Source organism: Streptomyces sp. NPDC090106, from assembly GCF_044747265.1.
Lineage (GTDB): Bacteria > Actinomycetota > Actinomycetes > Streptomycetales > Streptomycetaceae > Streptomyces.
In genome coordinates this window covers 46,820-63,055 of record NZ_JBIVDS010000012.1, presented here as the reverse complement: position 1 = coordinate 63,055, position 16,236 = coordinate 46,820, and the positions used below count along the sequence as shown (strand labels likewise).

Sequence of the window (16,236 nt, the reverse complement as noted above, 5' to 3'; positions counted from 1 at the left end):
AGCGGACGGGACGGCTCGGGCAGGTGGGGCGGTCATCGGAACTCCTCAGGAATCGCGGGGCCGGGCAGGCGGCACGGCGTCACGGGACGCGAGCACGGGCCGGTCCGGCGCCCTCCCGGGAAGCGGCCGATCGGGCACCGGGCCGGAAGACGGGATGGGCAAGCGGGAAGGTCAGGGCACGACGGGACTCCTCACGCGTCACGAGCCTGCCCGGGCGGCACGGCGTCACGGGACGCGAACGCCGACCAACCCGTCCCCCTCCCAGGCAGCGACCGCTCCGGAACCGACCCGCCACCGCCACCGCCCGACACCGGACAGGAAGCCGACCCCGAGGCGGAAGCTGGCCCTGGAGGGAAGGCCGACCCCGAGACGGAACCCGGCCCCGGGTTGAAAGCTGACCCCGGGTTGGAAGCCGACCCCGCATGGGAACCCGACCCCGCCTCAGAAGCCGGTCCCGCATGGGAACCCGCCCCGGCGCCGGAAGCCGACCTCGCGTCAGCAGCCGGCCCCGCATGAGAACCCGACCCCGGGTTGAAAGCCGGCCCCGAGTTGGAAGCCGACCCCACGTCAGCAGCCAGCCCCGCATGGGAAACCGACCCCGAGCCAGAACCCGACCCCGGGTTGGAAGCCCGCCCTGGGTTGGAAGCCGACCCCACCTCAGCAGCCAGCCCCGCATGGGAAACCGACCCCGAGCCAGAACCCGACCCCGGACGAGAAGCCAACCCCGCGCCGGAAGCCCGCCCCGGATGCGAAGCCGACGCCAACTCAACGGCGCCCCGCCCCGCTCCGGCGTCGGGCCCCGTCCCCGGAGCGGGCGACCGGCGGTCCGCCGTGAAGCCGACGAGGTGCAGGGCCGCCGCCGTCAGCTGGGCCAGGGCCAGGATCACGAAGAGCGTCCGGGTTCCCTCCGCGCGGATCGTCGTGCCGCTGACGAGCAGTCCGCAGGTGCCTCCCGCCAGGGAGACGGCGGTGGCGACGGTGAGTGCCTCGGCCCGGACGGCGGCCGGCAGGCGCAGCGCGCGCACCGCGGCGACCGGCGCGCTGGAGACGCCGTTGAAGAGTCCGGCGAGGACCAGGCACCCGAACACGGCGGTGATCCCGAGCGGCAGCGGCAGGACGAGGAAGCAGAGCGCGAGCGGCACCCGGCCGCCGACCGCGAGGACGGGCGCGGAGAGGTGCCGCAGCAAGGGGCCGACGAGGAGCGTCCCGGTGAGGGCGGCGGCGCCGAAGGCCCCGGAGAGCGCTCCGGCGATCGTGGGCCCGCGGTCGCCGAACTCCAGGGCGACCACCGGCAGCGCCGCGAACAGGCCCTGCCAGGCGAACTCGGAGCAGACGAGGGCCAGCGACCAGGTCGCGGTGAGCGGGTCGGCGAGCAGCGCGCGCAGGCCCGCCCCGCCCAGCCGTGAGGGAGGGGGCGGTGGTGCGAGGGTCTTGGGGAGGCGACGGCTGAGCACGAGCAGCGACAGGGCGAAGCTGGCGGCGTCGGCGAGGATCACGGGGACCGTGCCGAACAGGGCGACGAGGACGCCGGCGAGGGGCGGTCCGAGCATCATGCTCAACCGCATGGCGCCCTGGAGGGCGGCGGTGGCCCGGCTCAGGAGGGTCCCGTCCTCGCCGACGACGTCCGAGAGCGTCGCCTGCTGGGCGGCGGAGTAGGGCGCCATCACGGCGCCGAAGACGAACATCGCGGCGGCGGTCAGGGGCACCGCGAGGCTTCCGGCGGAGGCCAGGAGCGGTACGAGCGCGATCAGGACGCCGCGGCAGGCATCGCCGACGAGCATCACGCGGCGGGGTCCGGCGCGGCCGGCCCAGGAGGCGCCCAGGGTGCCGAACAGGGTGGTGCCGGCCATCTGAGCGGCCATCACCAGGCCCATGGCGCCGGCCGATCCGGTCCGGGTGAGCATCAGCCACGGCACGGCGACGACGGTCAGCGAGCTGCCGAGCATCGACACGCACTCCGCGGCGAGCACGGCCCGCAGCGCCGGATGGCGCCACAGGCCGGTGTCGTGGGCGGCGCTCCGGGCGGTGGCGGTGCCGCTCACGGGCGTGGTCCGACGACGTGTGCGGTGAACTCCGCCAGGCGGGGGCTGCTGAACAGGACGCTCAGGTCAACCTCGCGGCCGAACCGGCGGGACACCTCGATGATCAGGCTCTCGGCGAGGAGCGAGTGGCCGCCGAGTTCGAAGAAGCTGTCGTCGGGGCGGACGTCGTCGATGCCGAGGACGTCCTCCCACAGCCCGATCATGACGGCGACGGAGTCGTCGTCGCGGTGGACGGGGTCCGCCGGGCCGGTGCCGGGTCCGGCGCCGGTGGCCGGGCTCGCAAGGATCTCGGCCACCGGGGTGCCGGGGTCCTCGGCGACGGTCCAGAGGATGTCCTGGTAGTCGGTGGCGAGCGCCTTGAGCAGGGGTTCGCCCAGGGCCCCGACGGGGTCCTTCCACAGGACGTGGGTGCCGGCACTGTCCTCGCGGACCATGACGGCGAGGGTGAATCCGGCGGTGCTCTCGATGTCCTGGAGGGTGAGCACGGCGTGCGAACCGGCCGTGTCGAGCCGCAGGTTCATGACGTCGACGCCGTCGCGGAGGCCCGCGTGCCAGTACTGGAAGATGCTGCGGTGGGTCAGTTCGCGGGCCTGCGGGCCCACCAGTCCGGCACTGCGCATGATCGTGGGCAGCGGCAGGTCCCCGTGGGCGAGGGCGCTCTTGACCTGTCCGCGGAGCCGGTGCATGACGTCGGTGTAGGTGTCGGCCGCGTCGATGCGGGCGCGTACGGGGAGCAGGTTGACGAAGTAGCCGACCTGCTGCCGGGTCTCCTCCAGGGTGCGGCCGTGGAAGGGCAGGAAGGACAGGACGTCCGAGGTGCCGCTGTGGCGGCGCAGCAGGGCGTAGTAGCCCGCCATGAGGGTGGTGACGTAGGAGACGCCGGAGGCCGCGGCGCGGTGGCGCAGGCCGGCGACCAGGTCGTCGGGCAGGACGTCGCCGAGCATGGTGGGGCGGGGCGGGTCGGCGGGGGCGGCCGGGAGGGTGAGGGGGGTGATCCCGGTGCCCAGCTCGGCGGCCCAGTGGGCGCGGTGGCGTTCGCCGTCGGTGTCCTGGGCGAGCCGGGCCGAGCGCAGGGCGTGCGCCCGGAGGACGTGGGGGTCGTCGGGCACGTCGACCGGTTCCCCGGCGTAGGCCTGGCGCAGGGCCTCCAGCAGGAGCAGTACGGAGGCGCCGTCGGCCACGAGGTGGTGGAGCGTCAGCAGCAGGACCCGCCAGTCGGGGCCGGTGAGGAGCTGGACCCGGGCCAGCGGGCCGGTGCGCAGGTCGAACGGGGTCTGCCAGGCCCGGCGTACGGCCTCGTCGCGGGCGAGGGGCGAGGTGATCTCGGTGACGGGGATCGGCGGGGCGTCGCCCCATTCCAGCCGGTGGTTGCCGGGGCCGCCGGTCACCCGTCCTCTGAGCTGCGGGAACGTCGTGCCCAGGGTGTCGATCGCGTGGCGCAGCCGGCCGGGGTCGAGGTCGCCGTCGACGGAGAGGGGTACGGGGATGATGTTGGTCCATTGCTGCGGATCGATCTGCCAGGCCACCTTCATGGCCTCCTGCCCCACGGAGAGGGGCACGCTGTGCGGGGTGGTGTTCATCGAAGGTCGTCTCCCGGGTTCCACGCGTGGTGGTCTCGTGATGGGGGCGCCGGACGCGTGGGGCGTCCTCGCCTGCGGGCAGGTGCGGCGGGGTCAGATCCGCAGCCGTACCTGGTGGCGGCGCAGCCAGGCGTCGAGCTGGAGGAGCATCTCCACGTCCGCGCGCCCGAACCAGCCGCCCCGGTCCAGGAGCCTCGGGTCCTCCGCGACCCGGGCGGCGGCGTCGAGGTCGGTGACGGCGTGCACGGGTGCCGAGGGATCGTCGAGCAGGTCGCGCAGGCGGCGGGTGACGAAGGCCTTGTACCGGTCGTCGTAGAGGGCGGGGAAGGTGGACTTGCGGCGTTCCAGGACGGAGGGCGGCACGAGGTCGCCGGCCAGGTCGCGCAGGATGCTCTTGGTACGTCCGCCGGTGAACTTCATGGCGACCGGCACGTTGTACATGAAGGTGTAGAGCGCGTGGTCGGCGAACGGGAACCGCATCTGGACCCCGGCGGCGGCGCCGAGGCGTTCGGTGTGCAGCATCGTCTGCTCCAGCAGCCGGGTGACGGTCAGCTGGTCGATCTGCCGTACGGTGCGGCGGCCCGGTGAGTCGTCGGGCAGGACGGGGACCCGGTCGAGCGCGGTGCGGAACACGCGGTCCAGGTAGCCGTCGACGTCGAGGTCGCGCAGCAGGCCGGGGTGGAACAGTCCGGTGCCGATGCCGTGGGCGACGCCGAACCGCCGGGCCTGTTCCAGCCAGGGGAACGTGGTCAGTTCGGGTACGCCGTCGAGGTCGCCGTACAGGCCGCCGAACATGGTGTCGGCGGCCTCGCCGGACAGCCCGACCGTCGAGTGGGCGGCGAGGGACCGGCTGAGCAGGTACGGGGTGACGTTCTTGTCGCCCCAGGGGGTGGGGTAGTCCTTCGCGGCGAGCACCCGGCCGCGGACGTCGGGGTCCTGGACCTGGTCGATGTCGACGACGACGTCCTCGTGGTCGCAGTCCCAGAAGCGGACGACGTCCTCGATGAAGGGGCGGTCGGGGATGCGGGAGGTGGTGCGGGCGAAGGACACGGTTCCGGTGACCGGCCGGCGCCGGGTGCCGGTGGCGACCAGTCCGGCGAGCACGCTGGAGTCGAGCCCGCCGGAGAGGAGTACGGCCGTGTCGTCGTCCTCGATGTCGGCGGCGACGGAGGCGCGCAGCAGCCGGTCGGCCTCCTTGGCGGTGGCGTCCGCGTCGAGGACGTGTTCGTGGGCCTCCAGGGTCCAGTAGGCGCGGGCGCGGACCGTGCCGTCGGGGGTGAGGCGCAGCACGGTGGCGGGCGGGACCTCGTGGACGCCGCTCAGGGCGCCGCGGCCGTCCTCGCGCATCAGGGTGAGCAGGGCGCACAGGGCGTCGGCGTCGGCCTCGGGGGTGACCAGGGGGTGTGCGGTCAGGACGGCGACGTCGGAGGCGAAGACCACGCCGCCGGGTGTGCGGATCCAGCTCAGGGGGCGGACGCCGAACCGGTCCCGGCCGAGCACGAGTTCACCGGAGCGGGGGTCCCAGACGGCGAACGAGCAGAGTCCGTCGAGCCGTTCGGCCAGTCCTGTGCCCCAGCGCAGATAGGCCCGCGCGATCACCTCGGCGGTGGAGGGCGGGTGGGGGCCGGGGCGCCGGCCGGCGCCGAGGGCGTCCCGCAGGGCGGAGGCGTTGCGCAGATGGCCGTCGCACACGGCGACGGCGACGGTCCGCCCGTCCTCGCGGACGACGGCCGGGGCGGCGGGGCCGCGCCGGACGGGGTCGCCGCGCTGGACGAGCGCGGCACGCGGTTCGCTCCAGGTGCCGCCGTCGTGCGGGGCGCGGGCCCGCAGGCGGGTGAGCATCGCGGTCACCTCAGCGTCCGCGCGTGTCAGATCACGCTGTCCGTCGGTCCATCCCGCGATGCCCGCCACCCGGTCCCACCTCGCCCACGGCCGTCTGCTGCGCGCCACGGGAGGCCCCCGGACCCGCTGGCCCGGACCGGCCGGTCCGCGTCGCCTTGACGCCGTCACGCTAGGTGGGGCCGGTACCGGGCGGCCCTCCGTCGCGATTCCCCCGCGGGGCCGTGCCCGGCGGGCCCCGGAACGCGGAGGGAACCCTGCCGCCCCGGTCCCTCGCACTCGGCTCCCGGGCCGTCGCCGGCTGTCCGGAAACGGCCGGACACCGGTCGGGAACCCGCTCGGCCCGGGACCCGGAACCCGGCTCTGGTGCACTGCTGATGCCGGCGGGGGGTCCTGGCCCCGCCGGGGTCACGGCAGCGGCCCGAGGTGTCCTGTCCCTGGAGGAGACGCAGGTGGAATCACGCGTTCTTGAGCTGGTGGAGGAGCGGGCACGGTCCCGTCCCGAGGCCCCCGCGGTGGAGACGGCCGACGGTGTCATGACCCGCGGTGCGCTGTGGGAGCGGGCAGGCCGGCTGGCCGGCCGTATGACGTCGAGAGGGCTGCGGCCCGGCGAGGTGGTGGTCGTCGGCACGGGCCGCACCGCGGAACTGCTCGTCGCCGTCCTGGCGACGCTGCGGGCGGGCGGCGCGTTCTGTGTCGTGGACCCGGGCTACCCGCCGTCCCGCATCCGGCGGATCCACCGCGACAGCGGGGCCCGGTTCGTGGTCGCCCCGGGGCTGGACCTGCGCCCCGGACACCCCGCCGCGCCCCGGGAGGGGCTGGCGTACGTGGTGTTCACCTCCGGCTCCACGGGACGCCCGAAGGCGGTGGGGATGCCGCACCGGGCCGTCGACCCGCTGATCGAATGGACCCTGGCCAGCACCTCCCGCCGGCCCCTGCGCACCCTCCAGTTCGCCCCGCTGGGCTTCGACGTGTTCGTGCAGGAGGTGTTCACGGCGCTGTGCAGCGGCGGGGTGCTGCGGCTGCCGTCCGAGGAGGAGCGGCGGGACCTGGTGCGGCTGGCGGAGCTGCTGGAGGCGTGGCGGATCGAGCGGCTGTTCGTGCCGCCGGTCGTGCTGGACCGGCTCGCCGCGCTCACCCCGTACACCGGTACGGTCCCGCGCTCGCTGCGGGAAGTGGCCGTGGCGGGCGAGGCGTTGCGGATCACGCCGGCGCTCAGGCGCTTCTTCGAGGAGCTGCCCGGATGCCGGTTGCACCATCACTACGGCCCGTCCGAGACCCATGTGGCCGTCGCGCACACCTTGACGGGTCCGCCCGCGTCCTGGCCGGACCTGCCGCCGATCGGCACGCCGCTGCCGGGCTTCGGGGCGCGGATCGTCGACGGTGAACTGTGGCTGACGGGGCCGGGGGTGGGCTACGGCTACCTCAACGACCCGGCGGCGACCGCACGCCGCTTCGTGGCCGCCGACGATCCGGCGGGCACCGAGGACGGAGGCCGGACCGGAACCGCCTACCGCACCGGCGACCTCGTCAGCCGGGACCCGGACGGCCTGCTGCGCTTCCTGGGGCGGGCCGACCACCAGGTCAAGATCCGCGGCCATCTGGTCGACCCGGCGGAGGTCGAGGCGGTCCTCGGCGGCCTGCCCGGAGTGGGCGAGTGCGCGGTGGCCGCCGAACAGGTCGCCGGAGAGACGCAGTTGGCGGCCCACATCGCCTGGACCGGGAACGGAAAGGGGGACGGGAGCGAGGGTGACCGGGCAGCGAGGCTGCGGGCCCGGCTCGCGGCGGAGCTTCCCGCCCATCTGGTGCCCGCCCGCTTCGAGTCCGTGGACCGGCTCCCGCTCACCGCGCACGGCAAGGTCGACCGCGCGCGGCTGCCCGCCCCGGCCGCCCCCGGTCCGGCGGGCGACCCGCCGCGCGGGCCCGTCGAGCACGACGTCGCGTCGGTGTGGTCGGCGGTCCTGGGCCGCACGGACATCGGGCGGGACCGGTCGTTCCCGTCGCTGGGCGGCACCTCCCTGTCGGCCGCGCTGGTCCTGGCCAGGCTCCGCGCCCGCTACCCGGCCCGCGTCGACCTGCGGGACTTCCTGGCCGCTCCCACCGTGCGCGAGCTGGCCCGGCACCTGACCCAGACACCCGGGACGGTGGGGAACGCATGAGCCCGCGGACACTGGACCTGTACCTCGACCTGATGAAGGAGGTGCTGTCCAACACGATCTACGAGGATCCGCCGATCCCCGCGGGCTGGGCGCCCTCCACCGTCTACGAACCCCTCAACCGCCGGCTGGGCGTGGACTGGCCCAGCCAGGCCCACACGATGATCGGCCGACGGCGGCTGGACAACCTCCAGTACTGCGTGGAGCGGGTGCTGGCGGACGGCGTGCCGGGCGACCTGATCGAGACGGGCGTCTGGCGGGGCGGCGCCTGCATCCTCATGCGGGCGGTGCTGCGCGCCCACGGTGTGACGGACCGCAGGGTGTGGGTCGCCGACTCCTTCCAGGGCATGCCGACCCCCGACGCGGACTCCCACCCGGCCGACCGCGCGCTGGCCGCGCACACCTACAACGACGTCATCGCCGTCGACCTGGACACCGTGCGGGGCAACTTCGAGCGCTACGGACTGCTCGACGACCAGGTCGTGTTCCTGCCGGGCTGGTTCCACGAGACGCTCCCCCGCGCGCCGCTCGGGAGGCTGGCGGTGCTCCGGCTCGACAGCGACCTGTACACCTCCACGGTCCAGACCCTCGACCTCCTGCATCCGAAGGTGTCCCCGGGCGGATTCGTGATCGTCGACGACTACCACATCCCGGCCTGCCGCGACGCCGTGCACGACTGGCGCGCGCGCAACGGGGTCACCGAGGAGATCGAGGACATCGACGGACTGGGTGCCTTCTGGCGCCTGACGCCCCCGGAAGGAACCACCCCGTGAACGCAACGCTCCCCGCCGTGCGCGCCCTCGTCGCCGAGGTGTTCGGACTGCCGGTGGACTCCGTCGACCCGGACCTGCCGCTGGTCGCGCTGGGGGCCGACTCGCTGGTGCTGCTCGCCCTGACCCGGAAGGTCCACGACCGGTTCGGGGTACGGCTGCCGGTCCGCACGCTCTTCGAGGACGAACTCTCCGTCCGCTCGGTGACCGCCCGGCTCGCCCCGGACGCGGACGCGCCCGCCACCACCGCGGCCTGCGGGACCGTCGACTTCGGTCTCTACTTCTTCGGCGACTACCCCCACGGCGACGGCCCCGCCCGCTACGAGGCGCTGCTCGCCGCGGCCGAGTTCGGGGACCGCAACGGCTTCCGCTCCCTGTGGGTGCCCGAGCGCCACTTCCACTCCTTCGGCGGGCTGTTCCCCAACCCGGCGGTGCTGGCCGCGGCGCTCGCGGTGCGCACCCGTTCCCTCCGGATCAACGCGGGCTCGGTGGTGCTGCCCCTGCACCATCCCGTGCGGGTGGCCGAGGAGTGGGCGATGGTCGACAACCTCTCCGGGGGCCGGGCCGGACTGTGTGTGGCGTCCGGCTGGCACTCCGGCGACTTCGTGCTGGCGCCCGAGCACTTCGAGGACCGCCGCGAGCTGATGTACGCACGCCTGGACGCCGTGCGCCGGCTGTGGTCGGGCGAGCCGCACACCGGTGTGTCCGGCGACGGCGACACCGTGGAGGTGACGCTCTACCCGGCGCCCGTGCAGCCGATGCCGCCGCTGTCCGTGGCCGTCCTGTCCAGTCCCGCGAGCTGGGAACGGGCGGCGCGCGAGGACGTGGGCGTGGTGACCAACCTGATGCAGCAGGACGTCGAGGACCTGGCGCGCAACATCGCCCTGTACCGCGAGACGCGCGCCCGGTGCGGCCTGGACCCGCGGGAGGGCCGGGTCACCGTCCTGGTCCACACCTATCTGCGCGGCGACGGCGCACGGGCCCGGCAGGAGGCCTACGGGCCGTTCCGCGCCTATCTGATGTCCTCGCTCTCGCTGTTCGACAACGCGGTGCGCAGCCTCGGGGTCGAGGTGGACCTGGCCCGGACCCCGGCCGACGACGTCGAGTTCCTGCTGGAGCGCGCCTACGACCGCTACTGCGCCACCCGCGCCCTCATCGGCTCCCCGCAGGGGGTGCGGCCGGTGCTGGACGCGCTGGTGCGGGCGGGCGTGGACGAAGTCGGCGCCTTCGTGGACTTCGGTGTTCCGGCCGCGGACATGCTGGCGGGTCTCCCCCACCTGGCCGCGCTCAAGGACGAACCGTCCCCGGACGCAGCCGCCGTGGACCGGCCGGCTCCCGCCGTCGCGGGAGGGGCACGGGAGCTGGACGCACCGGCTCCCGCCCCGGCCCCGCCCGCCTCCCCGCAGCAGCGGCGGATGTGGCTGCTGGACCGCATGGACCCGGGCCGCGCCGTCCACAACGAGCCCAAGGCCGTGGAACTGGAGGGGCCGCTCGACCGGGACCGGCTCCTGCACGCGCTCCGCGCGGTCGTGAACCGTCAGGAGGCTCTGCGCACCACCTTCCAGGAGGACGGGGACGGTGTCCTGCGGCAGCTCGTCGGCCCGCCGTTCACGCCGGACTGCCCCGTCACCGACCTCACCGGCCGCACGCGCGAGGAGGCGGTGGCCGTCCTGCACGCGGCGCACGGTGCGGCGCCCTTCGATCTGGCGCGCGGTCCGCTGTGGCGGGTGGCGCTGGGGGTGCTCGGTCCCGGCCGTCATCTGCTGTACCTGGTGGCGCACCACAGCGTCTTCGACGCGCGGTCGACGACGGTCTTCCTCCGCGATCTCGCGGCGTGCCATCGCGGCGAGGCCGCGCTGCTGCCCCCGCTCCCCGAGGCGCCGGTGCCCGGCCCCGCGTCCCCGGCCGGCACCGGTCCGGAGTACTGGAAGGGGCTGCTGGACGGCGCCCCGGTCCTGCGGCTGCCCCTGGACCGGCCGCGCGACGCCGCACGCCCGGCGCGCGGCGCGACCCTCACGCACGCGTTCGACGGCGCGCTCGCCCGGCGGGTGCGCGCCTTCGGCCGCTCGGTCGGGGCCACGACGTTCACGACGCTGCTGAGCGCGGTCGCCTCCGTGCTCGGCCGGTTCGGCAACACCGACGACGTCGTCCTCGGCACCGCCGTCTCCCACCGTCCGCCGGGCACCGAGGACCGCGTCGGCATGTACGTGGAGACCCTGGCCCTGCGTCTCGACCTGTCGGGCAACCCGTCGTTCGCCGGTCTGGTGCGGCGGGTGCGCGGCGCCGTCATGGACGCCCTGGAACACCGGGACGTGCCCCTCGACGCGGTGGTGGAGGCGGTCAACCCGGAGCGGGTCCCGGGTGCCAACCCGCTGTTCGACGTGCTGGTGGAGTACGAGGAGACCGCCGAGGCGGACCTGGGCGGCGGGGGCCTGTCGGCCCGTCTCCTGCAAGTGCCGCGCGCGCAGGCGCCGTTCGCCCTGACCCTGTACTTCGCCTCAGGCCCGGACGGCCTGGAGTGCATGGTGGAGTACGACGAGCACCTCTTCGACGCGGAGACCGTCACCCGGCTCCTGCGCTACACCGAGGACCTGCTCGGGCGGGGACTCGCCGACTCGGCGGGCGCCCTGTCCGCGCTGACCGGACTGACGGATGCGGACGCGCGGTTCGTCGCGGCGCACGACGGGTCCGGTGACGTGGAGCCGCTGACCGGCGGAGACGGCGAACCGGCGTGTCTGCACGGGCTGTTCGAGCGGGCGGCAGCCGCCACGCCCGACGCGGTCGCCCTGTCGGGCCCGCACGGAACGACCCGGTACGGCGAGCTGGACGCGGACGCCAACCGCCTCGCCCACCGTCTGATCGGCGAGGGCGTGGCCCCCGGCAGCACCGTGGGCATCCTCCTGCCCCGGGGACCGGGCCTGATCACCGCCGTGCTGGCGGTCCTCAAGTGCGGGGCGGCGTACGTCCCGATCGACCCGTCGCTGCCCGAGGCGCGGCGCGCCGCGATGGCCCGCGACAGCGGGGCCGTGCTCGTGCTGACCGACGCGCACGCCGGTCCGGGCCTCCCGGCGACCTCGCCGGGCCTGCCCGCCGACGCCGACGCGACGGCGTACCTGATCTTCACCTCCGGTACCACGGGCGGTGCCCGGGCGGTCGCGGTGCCGCACCGGGGGCCGGTCGCGCTGGTGCGCTGGCAGTCGCGGGCGCACCCCGCGCTGCGCACGCTCCAGTGGACCTCCCCCGGCTTCGACGTGAGCGTGCAGGAGATCTTCGGGACGCTGGCCGTCGGGGCGGAACTGGTCCTCCTGGACGACGCCGACCGCCTCGATCCGGCGGCCGTGGGCGAGATCGTGCGCCGGCACGAAGTGGAACGCCTCTGCCTGCCCGGCACACCGCTGACGGCACTCCTGGAGGGCGCCGGACCGATGCCCTCCCTGCGGGAGGTCTTCTGCGCCGGTGAGCCCCTGCGGATGCTGCCCCCGCTCACCGGTCTCCTGGCGGCGCAGCCGGGGACACGGCTGTTCAACCAGTACGGCCCGACCGAGACCTCGATCATCGTCACCGAGCACCTGGTAACCCCGGCGGACGGGCCGAGTCCGCCGATCGGACGCCCCGTCACCGGTGCGCTGCTGCGCGTGGAGGACCGTCACGGCCGTCCCGTACCGCCCGGGGTGCCCGGCGAGCTGCTGGTCGGCGGGGCACAGGTGACCGACGGCTACCCGGGGGACGCGGCCCTCACCGCCCGGCGCTTCGTGGCCGACGGGGCGGGGCGCTGGTTCCGTACCGGGGACCTGGTGCGCTGGAACCGCGACGGCTCGCTGGAGCACCTCGGCCGTACCGACGACCAGGTCAAGATCCGCGGGTTCCGGGTCGAGCCGGGCGAGGCGGAGGCGGCGCTCACCGCGCTGCCCCAGGTGGCCGGGGCGGCGGTGCTCGCGGAGCACGGACCGGAACCGCGGCTCGTCGCGCACGTGGTGCTGCGCGCACCGCTGGAGGACTGGGTCTCCGTCCTGCGGGCGGGGCTGGAGCAGTCGTTGCCCGGTCATCTCGTCCCGGCGGTCTGGTTCGCCGTGGACCGGCTCCCGGTCGGCGCGAACGGGAAGCTGGACCGGGAGCGGCTGCGGAGCGCGGGCGGCGACGGAACGCTGCCCGTGGGCGGTCCTCCCACCACCTCGGAGGAGGAGCGCGTGCACCGGCTGTGGTGTCTGGAGCTGGGGGTGGAGAGCCTTCCCGCGGAGGTGTCCTTCTTCCAGGTGGGCGGCAACTCCCTGAACGCCGTGCGGATGCTGGAGCGGATCCGCTCCGAGACGGGTGACCGGGTGCCGATGGCCGAGTTCCTGAGAGCGCCCACGATCCGCGCTCTGGCCCGGCGCTTCGAGGGGGTGCGATGAGCGGCACCCAGGAGCGGGTGGCGGCGGCCGTCGCCGCTCTGCTCGGCGGCGCTCCGGTCGACCGGAACGTCCCCTTCCCCGCACTCGGGCTGACCTCGCTCCTCGGCACCCGGCTACGGGTCCGTCTGGAGCGGGAGCTGGACAGGCCCGTGCCCGCCGCCGCGCTGACCGAGCACTACACCGTGACCGCTCTGGCCCGGTATCTCGACGGTGCCGACCGGCCCGCGCCGCCACCGCCGGTCCGGTCCGGCGGGCCGCACGGCCCGGACCGGCGGGTGGCCGTCATCGGCATGGCCGCCCGGTTCCCCGGGGCGCCGGACCTCGACGCGTTCTGGCGGAACCTGCGGGACGGGGTCTGCTCGGTGGGCGAGCCGCTGCCCGACGCGGACCGCTTCGACGCGGCGTTCTTCGGCATGAGCCCGCGCGAGGCGCAACGGACCGATCCGGCGCACCGGTTGCTGCTGGAGGCCTGCTACCACGCGCTGGAGGACGGCGGGTGCCCCGACCCGGACGAGGCGACCCGGATCGGCGTCTTCGCGGGGACCGGCATGAACCTCTACGGTCCGCAGCCGCCGTTCTTCCTGCGGGCCGACGCCACCGGCGACCCCCTCGACGCGGTCGCGGAACTCATCGGCGGCCAGGGGGACTTCCTGGCCACCCGGGTGGCCTACCACCTCGGGCTCACCGGCCCGGCGCTGACCGTGCAGAGCGCGTGCTCCACCTCGCTGGTCGCGGTGCACCTGGCGGTCCAGTCCCTGCTGACGGGCGACGCGGACCTGGCGCTCGCGGGTGCCGCGGCCGTCCGCCGTACGTCCGCGCCCGACGGCCCGCCGGACCCGGAGTACATCCTGTCCCCCAGCGGGGTCGTGCGGGCCTTCGACGCCGCCGCCGACGGCACGGTGGGCGGGGACGGGGTGGCCGCGGTCCTGCTCAAGCCGCTGGAGCGGGCGCTGGCCGACGGCGACACCGTGCACGCGGTGATCCTGGGGTCAGCGGTGACCAACGACGGGCGGGCCAAGGCGGGTTTCACGGCCCCGTCCGTGCGCGGGCACGCGGCGGCTGCCCGGCTCGCCCTGGAGCGCGCCGGCGTCGAGCCGCACACGATCGGCTACCTGGAGGCGCACGGCACCGGTACCGCCGTCGGCGATCCGATCGAGTTCCGCGCCCTGACCGAGGCGCTGACGGCCGGGCCGGGTCCCGCCGGACGGACCGGGCTCGGCTCGGTCAAGCCGTCCGTCGGCCACCTGGACACCTGCGCGGGCATGGCCGGTCTGATCAAGACGGTACTGATGCTGCGCCACGGCGAACTGGTGCCCACGGTGAACACGACCGCCCCCGATCCCCGACTGGCCTGGTCCGACGGTCCGTTCTTCCCCGTCACCGAGCGGGCGCAGTGGCCGGCCGGGCCGGGGCCGCGCCGTGCGGGCGTCAGTTCCCTGGGGTTCGGCGGCACCAACGCGCACGTCGTGCTGGAGCAGCCGCCCGCCCCCGCCGTCGCGGGCGATCCGGGGCGGGAGGTGCTGGTGCCGCTGGCCGCGCCGGACCAGGAGTCGCTGCGGCGCCGGGCGGAGCAGCTCCGCGACTGGCTGCGCGGTCACGACGACGTCCCGGCGGGCGACGTGGCCAGACGGCTGCACGCCGGGCCGCCGCGCGCGGCGGCGCGGCTCGCGGTGGCGGGGCGGACGGCACGTGAGGTGGCCGACGCCCTGGACGCCGCGCTCGCCGCGCCACGGAAGGACGAGCCGCGGCACGACCACGTCCCCTTCGGCCCGGTGGCGTTCGCGTTCCGCGGCCAGGGCGCGGGTGCGGTGGACTTCGAAGGGCTCCGCGACGAGCCGGTCTTCCGGTCCGCCGTGGAACCGTTCCACGAGGTCCTGGACCGGCCCCAGGCGGCCCAGGTCGTGTTCCAGACCGCGCTCGCCCGGTTGTGGGAGTCGGCCGGAGTACGGCCCGGGGCCGTCGTCGGCCACAGCCTGGGCGAGCTGGCGGCGCTGTGCACGGCGGGTGCCCTCCCGGTGGCCGAGGCGGTCCGCTTCGCGCTGCTGCGCGAGGAGCTGACCCGCTCCACCGAGCCGGGACGGATGCTGGCGATCAGCGCTCCTACGGACGTGGCGCTCGACGCGGCGGCCTCGACGGGGGCGGACCTCGCGGCGCACAACGCGCCCACCTCGCACACCCTGTCCGGCCCGGACGCCGTGATGGACCGGGCGGAGTCCTGGCTCGACCGGCACGCCGTGCCCTGCCGGCGGCTGCCGATGACGACCGCGTACCACTCGCACCTGATGGAACCGGTCCTGGACCGGCTGGCCAAACACGCCCGGGACCTCGACTGGCGCCCGCTGCACCTGCCGTGGGCGTCGGCGGCCGACGGCGAGCACCTCCTCGCGGGGAGGGTCCCCGAGCCGGACTGTCTGGTGCGTCAGATCCGGTACCCGGTGCTCTTCGACCCCGCGCTGCGGACCCTGCACGCCGCCGGCACACGCGACTTCGTGGAGATCGCGCCGGCACCGGTGCTGCGGGACTTCGGCCGCCGGGTGCTGCCCGGCAGCTCCTGGTACCTCTGGGGCCCCGCGGGGTTCGCCGCGCTGCACCGGCGCGGCGCGCCGCTCGACTGGGCCGCGCTCAACGGCCCCGGCCCGCGCGCCATGCTGCCCGGCCACCCGTTCGCCCGCCGGAGGTTCCCGTGGTGAGCCCGCCGGACACCGGGCGGGTCGGGCGCCTGCTGGTCCTCGACTACCCGGGGGAGCGTCCGGAGGCCCGTGTCTCCGAGCTGGGCCTGCCCGGAGCGCGCGACCTGCTCCGCGTTCCGCCGCCGGCCGTCCCGCCCGACCGGTATCTGGCCTCGCTGCGCGCCGGCGGGCCGCCGGGGCCGGCCGGGGCGGTGCTGGCGTACTGCGCCGCGGCCCCGCTGGCCGCGGTGCTCGCCGCCGGGGCGGGGCACGGGGGCCGCACGGCACCGCTGGTCCTCTTCGACGCCGAACCCGTGACCGCCGCGACCGTCCTGACCTCCTACGGCACCACGCTGGCCCAGCTCGGCATCCGGCCGGACCCGCGGGAAGTGCGGCACCTGGCCGCGCGGGTCGAGGATCCCGGGGCGTTCCTCACCGAGGCACGGGGCAGGCTGTCGGCGCACGTCGGCGTGGCCCTGCGCGCCGACGGGGCCGGGTCGCAGGAGGTCGACGACCTGGCCGCGGCGGTGACGGACTCCGCGCTGCGGTGGCTGGCGCATCTGCTGGCCGCCCACCACGCGCCACCGCCCGGCGCCCCGGGCCCGACCCTGCGGGTCCTGTCGGCCCGCACCCCGGGAGACGGCCTGCGGATCGGCTGCGACCGCGCCGACCTGCTGCGCGATCCACGGACCGCCGCGGCCGTCGTCTCCTTCCTGACCGCGCACGGCGCCCTCACCGACCAGGAGCGGGCCCCCGTGTGATCCGCGCCCGCACCGTGCTCCCCCACCG

The 16,236-nt window shown here is 75.4% G+C and carries 8 protein-coding genes; 5 read left to right on the top strand and 3 right to left on the bottom strand.

The window, feature by feature from the left end; all coding sequences use genetic code 11:
- Window positions 1-191: 191 nt before the first annotated feature.
- From ACIPSE_RS33405 to ACIPSE_RS33395, 3 genes are all read right to left on the bottom strand, one after another.
- A complete protein-coding gene (locus tag ACIPSE_RS33405) occupies window positions 192-2,042 on the bottom strand; it encodes an MFS transporter (RefSeq protein WP_401670092.1) in 1,851 nt (616 codons plus the stop codon).
- The gene (locus ACIPSE_RS33400; protein ID WP_401670088.1) at window positions 2,039-3,622 is read right to left on the bottom strand and encodes a condensation domain-containing protein; all 1,584 of its coding nucleotides are present in this window, start codon (window positions 3,620-3,622) and stop codon (window positions 2,039-2,041) included. Before ACIPSE_RS33400 ends, ACIPSE_RS33405 begins: the two co-directional genes overlap by 4 nt.
- A gap of 93 nt (window positions 3,623-3,715) precedes the next feature.
- Entirely contained in the window at window positions 3,716-5,572 is a 1,857-nt protein-coding gene (locus tag ACIPSE_RS33395; RefSeq protein WP_401670085.1) for an asparagine synthetase B family protein, read from the bottom strand.
- Between the two features lie 341 nt (window positions 5,573-5,913).
- On the opposite strand from ACIPSE_RS33395, the gene ACIPSE_RS33390 reads away from it, so the two are divergent.
- The 5 genes from ACIPSE_RS33390 to ACIPSE_RS33370 are packed head-to-tail and all read left to right on the top strand — an operon-like array spanning window position 5,914 to window position 16,208.
- Complete coding sequence (locus ACIPSE_RS33390; RefSeq protein ID WP_401670082.1) at window positions 5,914-7,620, top strand: non-ribosomal peptide synthetase; 1,707 nt, start codon at window positions 5,914-5,916, stop codon at window positions 7,618-7,620.
- Window positions 7,617-8,390: a TylF/MycF family methyltransferase gene (locus tag ACIPSE_RS33385; RefSeq protein WP_401670080.1), complete on the top strand. Its 774-nt coding sequence runs from the start codon at window positions 7,617-7,619 to the stop codon at window positions 8,388-8,390. Before ACIPSE_RS33390 ends, ACIPSE_RS33385 begins: the two co-directional genes overlap by 4 nt.
- Window positions 8,387-12,778, top strand: coding sequence for a MupA/Atu3671 family FMN-dependent luciferase-like monooxygenase (locus tag ACIPSE_RS33380; protein WP_401670077.1), 4,392 nt, complete (start codon window positions 8,387-8,389; stop codon window positions 12,776-12,778). Before ACIPSE_RS33385 ends, ACIPSE_RS33380 begins: the two co-directional genes overlap by 4 nt.
- Window positions 12,775-15,468, top strand: a complete 2,694-nt coding sequence (locus tag ACIPSE_RS33375) for a type I polyketide synthase (protein WP_401670074.1) — start codon at window positions 12,775-12,777, stop codon at window positions 15,466-15,468. The genes ACIPSE_RS33380 and ACIPSE_RS33375 overlap by 4 nt, the downstream gene beginning before the upstream one ends.
- Window positions 15,465-16,208: a hypothetical protein gene (locus tag ACIPSE_RS33370; RefSeq protein ID WP_401670072.1), complete on the top strand. Its 744-nt coding sequence runs from the start codon at window positions 15,465-15,467 to the stop codon at window positions 16,206-16,208. The genes ACIPSE_RS33375 and ACIPSE_RS33370 overlap by 4 nt, the downstream gene beginning before the upstream one ends.
- Window positions 16,209-16,236: the final 28 nt, after the last annotated feature.

Bases quoted from the DNA above. Each gene is read 5' to 3' on its own strand.
- ACIPSE_RS33385 (WP_401670080.1), top strand. From the start codon at position 7,617: ATGAGCCCGCGGACACTGGACCTGTACCTCGACCTGATGAAGGAGGTG.
- ACIPSE_RS33375 (WP_401670074.1), top strand. From the start codon at position 12,775: ATGAGCGGCACCCAGGAGCGGGTGGCGGCGGCCGTCGCCGCTCTGCTC.
- ACIPSE_RS33400 (WP_401670088.1), bottom strand. From the start codon at position 3,622: ATGAACACCACCCCGCACAGCGTGCCCCTCTCCGTGGGGCAGGAGGCC.